This window comes from Enterobacter sp. RCC_40 (assembly GCF_041360735.1).
Classification (GTDB): domain Bacteria; phylum Pseudomonadota; class Gammaproteobacteria; order Enterobacterales; family Enterobacteriaceae; genus Enterobacter; species Enterobacter ludwigii.
The window spans coordinates 1,614,996-1,626,347 of record NZ_JBFUPR010000001.1 but is presented as its reverse complement, the minus strand read 5'-3'; the positions used below and the strand labels follow the sequence as shown (position 1 = coordinate 1,626,347).

The following is an 11,352-nucleotide window of genomic DNA, read 5'->3' as shown; positions in this document are numbered from 1 at the left end:
TTGTGTGCGAGCACTGCTTACGGCAGGATACGCGCGGCCAACAGAAACACATACACACATCACTACGTTCCGGTGATGACATAACAAGGCAACCCGGACGGTTGTCGCTCGACATTTTGGAGAATTTGAATGGCAATTAGCACACCGATGCTGGTGACATTTCTCGTTTATATATTTGGCATGATCCTGATAGGGTTTTTGGCATGGCGTTCAACAAAGAACTTTGACGACTACATTCTGGGCGGGCGTAGCTTAGGGCCGATGGTCACCGCACTCTCTGCGGGCGCGTCCGACATGAGCGGCTGGCTGCTGATGGGGCTGCCGGGGGCGATTTTCATCTCCGGTATTTCTGAAAGCTGGATCGCCATTGGCCTGACCGTCGGGGCATGGATCAACTGGAAGCTGGTTGCAGGCCGTCTGCGCGTGCATACCGAAGCCAACAACAATGCGTTGACCCTGCCGGATTACTTCACCGGACGCTTTGAAGATAACAGCCGCGTGCTGCGCATTATCTCTGCGCTGGTTATCCTCGTGTTCTTCACCATCTATTGTGCCTCTGGCATTGTGGCCGGTGCGCGCCTGTTCGAAAGCACCTTCGGCATGAGCTATGAAACGGCGCTATGGGCCGGTGCTGCGGCAACCATTCTCTATACCTTCGTGGGCGGTTTCCTGGCCGTAAGCTGGACTGACACCGTGCAGGCGAGCCTGATGATCTTCGCTCTGATCCTGACGCCAGTCATTGTCATCTTCACCGTCGGCGGCTTTGCTGATTCGCTGGAAGTGATTAAGCAGAAGAGCATTGAAAACGTCGACATGCTGAAAGGGCTGAACTTTGTCGCCATCGTTTCTCTGATGGGCTGGGGTCTGGGCTACTTCGGTCAGCCGCACATTCTGGCGCGCTTCATGGCCGCTGACTCTCACCACACGATTGTTCATGCCCGTCGTATCAGTATGACGTGGATGATCCTCTGTCTGGCGGGTGCCTGTGCGGTTGGCTTCTTCGGCATCGCTTACTTCAACAATAACCCGGCGCAGGCAGGTGCAGTAAACCAGAACGCCGAGCGTGTGTTCATCGAACTGGCGGGCATTCTGTTCAACCCGTGGATTGCCGGTATTCTGCTCTCCGCGATCCTGGCGGCCGTGATGTCCACCCTGAGCTGCCAGCTGCTGGTCTGCTCAAGTGCAATCACCGAAGACCTCTACAAGGCGTTCCTGCGTAAAGATGCGAGCCAGAAAGAGCTGGTATGGGTGGGGCGTTTCATGGTGCTGGTGGTGGCCTTAATTGCCATTGCGCTGGCGGCAAACCCTGAGAACCGCGTGCTGGGCCTGGTGAGCTACGCGTGGGCGGGCTTTGGTGCGGCGTTTGGTCCGGTGGTGCTCTTCTCGGTGCTGTGGTCGCGCATGACCCGCAACGGCGCGCTGGCGGGGATGATTATCGGTGCGCTTACCGTGATCGTCTGGAAGCAGTTCGCCTGGCTCGGTCTGTACGAAATTATCCCGGGCTTCATCTTCGGCAGTATCGGCATTGTGGTGTTCAGCCTGCTGGGTAAAGCGCCTTCTGCCTCAATGCAGAAACGTTTTGCTGAAGCAGACGCACACTATCACACTGCACCGCCGTCTAAGCTGCAGGCTGAGTAATCTTTTTCGCTGATAGACAGGCCGGGTAAGCGCGTGCGCTTACCCGGCTTTTTTCTTGCCAAAATTCGCAATTTACGATGATATCGCTGTGCTTATAACAATGAGGATAGCGAAGCATGACAATCAAAACAGGGGTAATGGCAGCGGCATTATTGATGCTGGCGGGCTGCAGTGTGCCGTCGCAACACGCGGCGATGGAGACCTGCAAAGCGGATAACCAGATGCAGCAAACCACGCTCTATTTCGGGCTAAACCGTCCCGCAGGGGCGCAAATCACCACCGGCGAGTGGCAGCAGTTCGTTGACCAGGACGTGACGCCGCGTTTTCGCGATGGCCTGACGGTCTTTGATGCGCGCGGGCAGTGGCTGGGTAACGACGGGAAAGTGGCGCGTGAACCGAGCAAGGCGCTTATGCTGATCCATGGTAAAGATGCGCAGAGCGAGAAGAATATTGAAGCGTTGCGCGGTATTTATAAATCACGCTTCGCGCAGGAGTCGGTGATGCGGGTCGATCAACCGGTGTGCGTGCAGTTTTAATGAAAAACGGCGGGAGAACCCGCCGTTATCGCTTACAGCACCAGTCCTGCAAAGCTGGCGGACAGCAAACTGACCAGCGTCGCGCCATACACCAGACGTAAGCCAAAACGTGATACCACGTTCCCCTGTTGCTCGTTCAGGCCTTTGATCGCCCCGGCCACAATGCCGATAGAGGCAAAGTTAGCGAACGACACCAGGAAAACGGACAAAATGCCCAGTCCGCGTGGTGACATCTGATGCGCAATTTTTTGCAGCTCAATCATTGCCACAAATTCATTTGCGACCAGCTTGGTTGCCATAATACTGCCGGCATTCAACGCGTCGCTCAGCGGAATACCAACCAGCCACGCCAGCGGATAAAATACATAGCCCAGGATCTGCTGGAAGCTCATACCAAATACGCTGGAGAAGAGGGCGTTAACGGCGCTAATAAGGGCAATAAAGCCAATCAGCATCGCCAGAATAATCATCGCCACTTTAAAACCGGCCAGAATATACTCGCCAAGCATTTCGAAGAAGCTCTGGGACTCGTGCAGCTTTTCAAGCTTGATGTCCGGCTCTGCTTCCGGGCGCGTCGGGTTGATAATGGAGAGAATAATAAAGGTGCTGAACATGTTCAGGATGAGCGCGGCAACGACAAATTTGGCGTCGAGCATGGTCATATAGGCACCGACAATCGACAGAGATACCGTCGACATGGCCGTGGCCGCCATGGTGAAGAGACGACGAGAGGAGAGGTCGCCCAGTACACCCTTGTAAGCAATAAAGTTTTCAGACTGTCCGAGGATCAGCGAGCTCACCGCGTTGAACGATTCCAGCTTACCCATGCCATTCAGTTTTGACAGCAGTGTCCCGATCACCCGAATAAAAATCGGCAGAATTCGCCAGTGCTGAAGAATACCAATCAGTGCGGAGATAAAAATAATCGGGCAGAGTACGCCGAGGAAAATGAACGCCAGTCCTTTTTCACCCATCCCGCCAAAGACGAAATTGGTGCCTTCGGCCGCGAATTTCAGCAGTGACTCAAAGAATCCCGAGACATATTTAATAATGAACAGCCCGCTTTCGGCATGCAGGAAAAAGAACGCCAGGGCTATTTCAATGACAATCAGCTGTAAAACAAAACGAATGCGAATTTTTCGGCGGTCGAAACTCACCAGCCAGGCAAGCGCAAGAATAATCACCAGCGCCAGCAGGAAATGGATAATGTTAAACATGGTTAATTTTCAGTTGGTTTTTGAGGCAGATATTTAGCCACAGCCCTGATTAACCGTAAATGGGCATTTTCGCTATAACTTATAAACTTAACGATAACGCCAGCAATTATTACCAGGCTGGGTGTTTACAACTCGTCATCAAAACAACACACATTTCGCTTGTTTTTCTTGCTGGCGTAATGATAATCACTATCACAAGAATTTACCTTTCTTTGCATCAGTTGACCGCGATAAACATTTAAGGTGTCGGCATGTTTGTTCCATTTCTCATTATGTTACGTGAAGGTCTCGAAGCGGCCCTCATCGTCAGCCTCATCGCCAGTTATCTGAAGCGAACCCAGCGTGGACGCTGGATTGGTGTCATGTGGATAGGGGTATTCCTCGCCGCAGCACTCTGTCTGGGCCTCGGCATTCTTATCAATGAAACCACCGGTGAGTTTCCCCAGAAAGAGCAAGAGTTGTTTGAAGGGATCGTGGCCGTCATTGCCGTGGTAATCCTCACCTGGATGGTGTTCTGGATGCGTAAAGTGTCCCGCAACGTGAAGGTGCAGCTGGAGCAGGCGGTGGATAACGCCCTGCAAAAGGGCAATAACCACGGCTGGGCGCTGATCATGATGGTCTTTTTCGCCGTGGCGCGGGAAGGGCTGGAGTCGGTTTTCTTCCTGCTGGCGGCATTTCAGCAGGATGTGGGGATCTGGCCACCGCTGGGTGCGATGCTGGGTCTGGCCACTGCTGTGGTGCTGGGCTTCCTGCTCTACTGGGGCGGCATTCGTCTTAACCTGGGTGCGTTCTTTAAATGGACCAGCCTGTTTATTCTGCTGGTGGCCGCTGGGCTGGCGGCGGGAGCGATCCGCGCTTTCCACGAAGCGGGCCTGTGGAATCACTTCCAGGAAGTGGCGTTCGACCTCAGTAACGTGCTCTCAACGCACTCCCTGACCGGTACCTTGCTCGAAGGTATATTTGGTTACCAGGAAACGCCGAGCGTCAGCGAAGTGGCGATGTACTTTATCTATTTGGTTCCGGCGCTGGTGCTGTTTGCCATGCCGCCGCGCACCGGCTCTCAGACGTCGCGCGTTGCGCCGTAATCTGTCTGCATTAGTTACAACATACTTTTAAAGGGAAGAGTCATGGCAATTCAGTTCCGTCGTAGTGCGTTATGCGCAGGCATTGCCGCGCTGTTCGCTTCAGCATTTTCCGCCTGGGGCGCGGATGTTCCGCAGGTCAAGGTTTCGGTCAATGATAAGCAGTGCGAGCCAATGACCATCACGGTCAACAGCGGCAAAACCCAGTTTATTATTCAGAACCACAGCCAGAAGGCGCTGGAGTGGGAAATCCTGAAAGGCGTCATGGTGGTGGAAGAGCGTGAAAATATCGCGCCGGGCTTTAGTCAGAAGATGACCGCCAACCTGCAGCCGGGTGAATATGAGATGACCTGCGGGCTGCTGACGAACCCTAAAGGCAAGCTTATCGTGAAGGGTGACGCCACGGCCGACGCCGGAAAAGGCACGGCCCTGTTGAGCCTGGGTGATGCGATTACTGCTTATAAAGCGTATGTCATCAAAGAGACGGCGGACCTGGCCACCGGTACTAAAGCCTTCACCGATGCAGTAAAAGCGGGCGATATCGCGAAAGCGAAATCCCTGTATGCGCCAACCCGTCAGCATTACGAGCGTATTGAGCCGATTGCCGAGTTGTTCTCTGACCTGGATGGCAGCATTGATGCCCGTGAAGATGATTTTGAGCAAAAAGCAGCCGACCCGAAATTTACCGGCTTCCACCGTCTGGAGAAAGCCCTGTTTGGCGATAACACTCTCAAAGGGATGGATAAATATGCCGATCAGCTGAACAGTGACGTGCTTGAGCTGCAAAAACGCATCAGTGAGCTGGCCTTCCCGCCATCAAAAGTGGTGGGCGGTGCCGCGGGTCTGATTGAAGAAGTGGCGGCAAGTAAAATCAGCGGTGAAGAAGACCGTTACAGCCACACCGACCTGTGGGACTTCCAGGCCAACGTCGATGGCGCGCAGAAAATTGTCGATCTGCTGCGTCCTAAGCTGCAGAAAGATAACAGCGAACTGCTGGCGAAAGTGGATGCCAACTTCAAAAAAGTCGACACCATTCTGGCGAAGTACCGTACCAAAGACGGGTTTGAAACCTACGATAAACTGACCGATGCCGACCGTAACGCGCTGAAAGGCCCGATTACCACACTGGCGGAAGATCTCTCCCTGCTGCGTGGCGTACTGGGTCTGGATTAAGCACGATGAACAAGCAGAATGAACACGACGTGGTGGAACCTTCACGTCGTCGATTGTTAAAAGGGGTAGGGGCGCTGGGGGGCGCCCTTGCTCTGGCCGGAGGGTGCCCGGTGGCGCATGCGGCGAAACCGCAAAGTGCTCCCGGCACGCTGTCACCCAATGCACGCATGGAGACGCAGCCTTTTTATGGCGAGCATCAGTCGGGCATTCTGACGCCACAGCAGGCCTCTATGATGCTGGTGGCTTTTGATTCGCTGGCAAGCGATAAAGCCGATCTTGAGCGTTTGTTCCGCCTGCTGACGACGCGCATCGCGTTTCTCACCGCCGGTGGTCCGGCGCCGGACACGCCTAACCCGCGTCTGCCGCCGATGGATTCCGGTATCCTCGGGGCATTTATCGCTCCGGATAACCTGACGATAACCGTTTCGCTCGGTGAGTCGCTGTTTGATGCGCGCTACGGGCTGGCAAAACAGAAGCCAAAAGCGCTGCAGAAAATGACGCGTTTCCCGAATGACTCTCTGGATGCTGCTCTCTGCCACGGCGATCTGCTCCTGCAAATTTGCGCCAACACCCAGGATACGGTGATCCACGCGCTGCGCGACATCATCAAGCACACGCCGGACCTGCTGAGCGTTCGCTGGAAGCGGGAAGGGTTTATCTCTGACCATGCCGCCCGCAGCAAAGGGAAAGAGACGCCCGTAAACCTGCTGGGCTTTAAAGACGGCACGGCCAACCCGGACAGCCGTAATGATCCGCTCATGAAAGAGGTGGTCTGGGTGACGGCCGATCAGGGCGAGCCGGCATGGGCTGTGGGGGGAAGTTATCAGGCGGTGCGGATTATTCAGTTCCACGTGGAGTTCTGGGACCGTACGCCGCTCAAAGAGCAGCAGACGATTTTTGGCCGCGATAAACAGAGTGGCGCTCCGCTCGGGATGAAGAACGAGCATGATGTGCCTGACTACGCCAGCGATCCGAATGGCGATGTCATCGCGCTGGACAGCCATATCCGCCTGGCCAATCCGCGTACCAAAGAGACACAATCCAGCCTGATGATGCGTCGGGGATATAGCTATTCACTTGGCGTAACCAACGCCGGCCAGCTCGATATGGGGCTGCTGTTTGTCTGCTATCAGCACGACCTGGAGAAGGGCTTCCTGACCGTACAGAAACGCTTAAACGGGGAAGCGCTGGAAGAGTACATTAAACCCATCGGCGGCGGTTATTTCTTTGCCCTGCCTGGCGCACGCGATCGCAACGCCTATCTCGCTCAAGGGTTGATTGAAGCCTGATAATTGTCCCTGCGATAATTCGCGGGGACATTATTTTTTCATATGCCTGTCCTGCTGTTATATTTCTGTATGAGACTGATTTCCACTGTAGGGACAGTCTTAAAGTTACGTTCAGGTAAAATAAATGTTGCATTTATGATAACTCCTGATGTACTTAAGATAAGACAGCGGTAGTTCCCGGCAGTGATGCTGAATCACTATGGAGATCGCGAATGGTTGCGTCCTGTACTGGACATGGTAAACACAACACCCGCAGCACCCGGCGCGGAGGCTCAGACTCCGGCAGCGATTTCCTCACCACAAAATTATCCCCCTCGACTCAAGAATCTCTTTCGACCGACGTGCAGAATGGTGCGCGTAGCCGTTCTGTTGCGTCATCCGGTAAAGCAAGCAATGGCTTACAAGGAAGCCAACCCTCTGATGTTCGTGCGCATAATCGTGCTGAAACTGGCACGTGTGATGAATACCAACAACTCAAGGTGCTATCCATGGGAAGACAAAAAGCAGTGATCAAAGCTCGTCGCGAAGCAAAACGTGTGCTGAGACGGGATTCACGTAGCCATAAACAGCGTGAAGAAGAATCGGTCACCTCGCTTGTGCAGATGAGTGGCGTAGAAGCAATTGGCATGGCCCGAGACAGCCGTGATAATTCTCCAATTGTGGCGCGCAATGAGGCTCAGGCGCACTACCTGAATGCTATCGAGAGTAAACAGCTCATCTTTGCAACCGGCGAAGCCGGATGCGGGAAAACGTGGATCAGTGCAGCCAAAGCGGCAGAGGCGCTGATCCATAAAGACGTGGAGAGAATTATTGTCACCCGTCCGGTACTGCAGGCTGATGAAGATCTTGGCTTCTTGCCCGGAGATATTTCAGAGAAGTTTGCCCCTTACTTCAGGCCCGTCTATGACGTGCTGGTGAAACGTCTGGGAGCATCCTTTATGCAGTACTGTCTGCGACCAGAGATTGGCAAGGTGGAAATCGCGCCGTTCGCTTATATGCGCGGACGTACATTTGAAAATGCGGTCGTCATTCTTGACGAGGCTCAGAACGTGACCGCAGCGCAAATGAAGATGTTTTTAACGCGCCTCGGGGAAAACGTGACGGTCATCGTCAATGGTGATATTACCCAGTGCGATCTGCCGTCGGGCGTGAAATCCGGACTGAGCGACGCCATGTCACGTTTTGAGGAAGATGAGATGATTGGGGTGGTACGCTTCACGAAAGAAGACTGCGTGCGTTCAGCGCTCTGCCAGCGCACGCTGCAAGCGTACTATTGAGTTAGCCGTTGTGTTCAAGGCCCGGGAAACCGGGCTTTGTTTTTTGTGCGGGCGTCCTGTCCGGAGAATATAAAAGAAAAAAGCCCGTACTTTCGTACGAGCTCTTATCTTGAATATGGCGGTGAGGGGGGGATTCGAACCCCCGATACGTTGCCGTATACACACTTTCCAGGCGTGCTCCTTCAGCCACTCGGACACCTCACCATATTGTTTTGCTGCCTGACCGCTTGGGGGGCAACGGGGCGCTACTATAGGGAGTTGCGCTAAAACGGTCAAGCAGATTTTCTGCTTTAGTGCTTGTTCGGTTAAGCAATAATCAGCTCCACGTCTTTTTGACCGTGGAGCCGGTGATTAACGCTGTGAATCGAGCACTTCACTGTTTGTGATCACCTCTTGTGCTCTGGTATAGCTTTCGATCAGCAGCTGATAGGCAGGGAAGATATGGGTATACACTTCAGCCCACTCGGCTGCATCTTCCCGGTTCCATGTCCGCTGGATCTCAGAGGCAACCGCCGCGGTATCCATTGGTACCACCCCGGCCTGGACCACGCGCGCCAGGGTGATCTCCTGAGCCATTTTGCTGTAGGTGCCGGAGGCATCAATAACCGCAAACACTTTATAACCCTCCGCGACTGCGCTAATAGAGGGAAACGCCATGCAGACGCTGGTGATGGTGCCGGCGATGATCAACGTTTTGCGCCCGGTGGCTTTCACCGCAGCCACAAACTCCGGGTTATCCCAGGCGTTGATCTCACCTTTACGTGGAACGTATTGCGCATGTGGCGCATTAGCGTGGATCTCCGGGATAAGGGGGCCATTCGGTCCCTGTGGAACAGAAGCGGTGGTGATCACCGGGATCTTCGCCAGGGTAGCGATTTTTGCCAGCGCCGCAGCACGTGCGCGCAACTCTGGCATTGGCATATCCCCCACGGTCTGGAAAAGTCCGCTCTGGTGATCGATAAGCAACATCACCGCATCGTTTACATCAATAACCGGGCGTGAGCCGTTAAAATTTGCAGGTGCAGACATCTTCTTCTCCTTTATTACCATCAGATCTGGCCGAAGCGGCCGGAGTTGAAATCACGAATGGCTTCCGCGATTTCGGTTTTACTGTTCATCACAAACGGCCCATAGCCCACGATGGGTTCATTCAGCGGTTCGCCGGCCATCAGCAGGACTTTGGCATCGAGGCTCGCTTCCAGATGGAGTGTGTCGCCTTGCTGGCTTAATACAACCAGCTGTGCCTCGCCTGCCTGGGCTGTTCCGTTCACTGTAATGGTGCCTTCCATCACAACCAGCGCCGTGCTCCATCCCTCCGGCTGACTGAGCGTGAGATGGCTACCCTGATTGAGCGCGATGTCCCAGACGTTTAGCGGCGAAAAGGTGTGTGCGGGGCCAGCAACATCCTCGTAGCGACCTGCGATAACCCGCAGCGAGCCGCTGTTATCCGGCAGCGTGACCACAGGGATATCCGCCTTAGTGATGCTCTGGTAGCCCGGCGTCGCCATTTTGTCTTTGGCAGGCAGGTTGACCCACAGCTGCATCATTTTCAGTTCACCGCCTTTCTGCGCGAACGCGCTGGAGTGGAACTCCTCGTGCAAAATGCCAGCGCCCGCCGTCATCCATTGCACGTCCCCGGGGCCTATTACGCCGCCTCTGCCGGTGGAATCTCGATGTTCAACTTCGCCGGAATAGACGAGGGTGACCGTTTCGAAACCCCGGTGCGGATGCTCGCCGACGCCGCGCTTTGCCCCATCCGCCGGGAAGGTGTATGGCCCGGCGTAGTCCAGCAGCAAGAACGGGCTGAGCGGCTCGCCGTGTGTCTGGTAAGAAAACATTGAACGTACCGGGAAACCATCACCAACCCAGTGTTGACGGGGAGCGGTATACACGCCTGTTACGTTTTTCATGATGAACTCCTGAAGCGTTGTTGATGTAATTAGCTTATATTCATCGTTAATATCCCGGTAGATAGTGAAAATGGCATTCACTGTTCTAAAAATAGAACGATGAGGATTTATGCAGGATCTCAATGACTTCGTCTGGTTTGTGAAGGTGGTCGACTACGGTGGTTTTGCTGCAGCGGGGCGTGCGCTCGATTTGCCGAAGTCCCGGCTAAGCCGCCGGATAGCTCAGCTGGAAGAGCGGCTTGGCGTGCGGTTAATACATCGCACAACGCGGCAGTTTACGGTGACAGAAGTTGGCCAGACCTTCTATCAGCACTGTAAAGCGATGATGGTGGAAGCAGAAGCTGCTGAGGAGGCGGTGGCCGCGTTACAGGCTGAGCCGCGCGGTATTGTCAGGATCACCTGCCCGATAACATTGTTGCATGTCCATGTTGGCCCGATGCTGGCGAGATTTATGGCGCGCTATCCAGGGATCGCGCTGCAGCTTGAGGCAACCAACCGGCGGGTAGACCTGGTGGGGGAGGGGATTGATGTCGCGATCCGTGTGCGCCCGCGTCCGTTCGATGACAGCGATCTGGTGTTAAGGGTACTGGCGGACCGGGGACATTGTCTGGTCGCCGGACCGGCGTTGATTCAGCGGATGGGTAAACCGTTGGTGCCCTCTGAACTCAGTGCCTGGCCTGGATTAAGCACGAACGAGGGTAAACACATCCATAAATGGGAACTGAGCGGACCCGAAAGGGCGAAGGCGGAAATCCATTACCATCCTCGCCTGATCACTACCGATATGCTGGCGCTGCGTGAAGCGGCTATAGCGGGTATCGGCGTGGTGCAGTTGCCCATATTGATGGTGAAAGATCAGCTTGCGTCAGGGGACCTCATTCGCGTACTTGATGCCTGGGAGCCACGACGTGAGGTGATTCATGCTGTGTATCCTTCAAGACGCGGGTTACTCCCGTCTGTCAGGGCACTGGTGGATTTTCTTACCGAAGAGTATGCGCGGATGGTGGAAGATTAATCTTTCCCTCTCCCCTGGAGCGAGGGTGAGGATCTTACACCACACAAGGTCTCATGCTGCGCGGGCGGAGAATATAAAAGAAAAAAGCCCGTACTTTCGTTCGGGCTCTCATCTTAAATATGTCGGTGAGGGGGGGATTGACTCGCTTTGCTCGCCCTGCGGGCAGCCTGTTCGCTGCGCGCTCAGTCTGTCCAACTGGCTGTCGCCCGTTGTCG

10 protein-coding genes and 1 tRNA gene are annotated in these 11,352 nt (G+C 54.6%); 7 read left to right on the top strand and 4 right to left on the bottom strand.

What is annotated here, in order from left to right; all coding sequences use genetic code 11:
• The first annotated feature begins 129 nt into the window (after positions 1–129).
• Both putP and AB6731_RS07720 read left to right on the top strand, forming a co-directional pair.
• On the top strand, positions 130–1,638 hold the full coding sequence (gene putP, locus AB6731_RS07725; RefSeq protein WP_020884712.1) for a sodium/proline symporter PutP: 1,509 nt from the start codon (positions 130–132) through the stop codon (positions 1,636–1,638).
• Positions 1,639–1,754: 116 nt separating this feature from the next.
• Entirely contained in the window at positions 1,755–2,174 is a 420-nt protein-coding gene (locus AB6731_RS07720) for a DUF3574 domain-containing protein (protein ID WP_014169506.1), read from the top strand.
• A 32-nt stretch (positions 2,175–2,206) separates the two neighbouring features.
• Here AB6731_RS07720 and AB6731_RS07715 read toward each other — a convergent pair whose 3' ends face one another.
• Entirely contained in the window at positions 2,207–3,391 is a 1,185-nt protein-coding gene (locus AB6731_RS07715; protein ID WP_228175675.1) for a NupC/NupG family nucleoside CNT transporter, read from the bottom strand.
• 251 nt (positions 3,392–3,642) lie between these two features.
• Between AB6731_RS07715 and efeU the strand changes: the two genes are divergently transcribed.
• The 4 genes from efeU (at position 3,643) to phoH (ending at position 8,212) form a co-directional block, all read left to right on the top strand.
• Positions 3,643–4,476: an iron uptake transporter permease EfeU gene (gene efeU, locus AB6731_RS07710; RefSeq protein ID WP_371006103.1), complete on the top strand. Its 834-nt coding sequence runs from the start codon at positions 3,643–3,645 to the stop codon at positions 4,474–4,476.
• 42 nt (positions 4,477–4,518) lie between these two features.
• A complete protein-coding gene (gene efeO / locus AB6731_RS07705; protein ID WP_371006102.1) occupies positions 4,519–5,646 on the top strand; it encodes an iron uptake system protein EfeO in 1,128 nt (375 codons plus the stop codon).
• A gap of 5 nt (positions 5,647–5,651) precedes the next feature.
• Positions 5,652–6,935, top strand: a complete 1,284-nt coding sequence (gene efeB / locus AB6731_RS07700) for an iron uptake transporter deferrochelatase/peroxidase subunit (protein ID WP_020884708.1) — start codon at positions 5,652–5,654, stop codon at positions 6,933–6,935.
• A gap of 488 nt (positions 6,936–7,423) precedes the next feature.
• Positions 7,424–8,212, top strand: coding sequence for a phosphate starvation-inducible protein PhoH (phoH, locus tag AB6731_RS07695; protein ID WP_024908976.1), 789 nt, complete (start codon positions 7,424–7,426; stop codon positions 8,210–8,212).
• A gap of 116 nt (positions 8,213–8,328) precedes the next feature.
• On the opposite strand, the gene AB6731_RS07690 is transcribed toward phoH, so the two are convergent.
• From AB6731_RS07690 to AB6731_RS07680, 3 genes are all read right to left on the bottom strand, one after another.
• Positions 8,329–8,416, bottom strand: a tRNA-Ser gene (locus AB6731_RS07690).
• 147 nt (positions 8,417–8,563) lie between these two features.
• The gene (locus tag AB6731_RS07685) at positions 8,564–9,241 is read right to left on the bottom strand and encodes an isochorismatase family protein (protein WP_020884707.1); all 678 of its coding nucleotides are present in this window, start codon (positions 9,239–9,241) and stop codon (positions 8,564–8,566) included.
• Positions 9,242–9,261: 20 nt separating this feature from the next.
• Positions 9,262–10,122 (bottom strand): pirin family protein, encoded by an 861-nt coding sequence (locus tag AB6731_RS07680; protein WP_020884706.1) that lies wholly within the window; start codon positions 10,120–10,122, stop codon positions 9,262–9,264.
• A 109-nt stretch (positions 10,123–10,231) separates the two neighbouring features.
• On the opposite strand from AB6731_RS07680, the gene AB6731_RS07675 reads away from it, so the two are divergent.
• Positions 10,232–11,137, top strand: a complete 906-nt coding sequence (locus AB6731_RS07675; RefSeq protein WP_079231174.1) for a LysR family transcriptional regulator — start codon at positions 10,232–10,234, stop codon at positions 11,135–11,137.
• Positions 11,138–11,352: the final 215 nt, after the last annotated feature.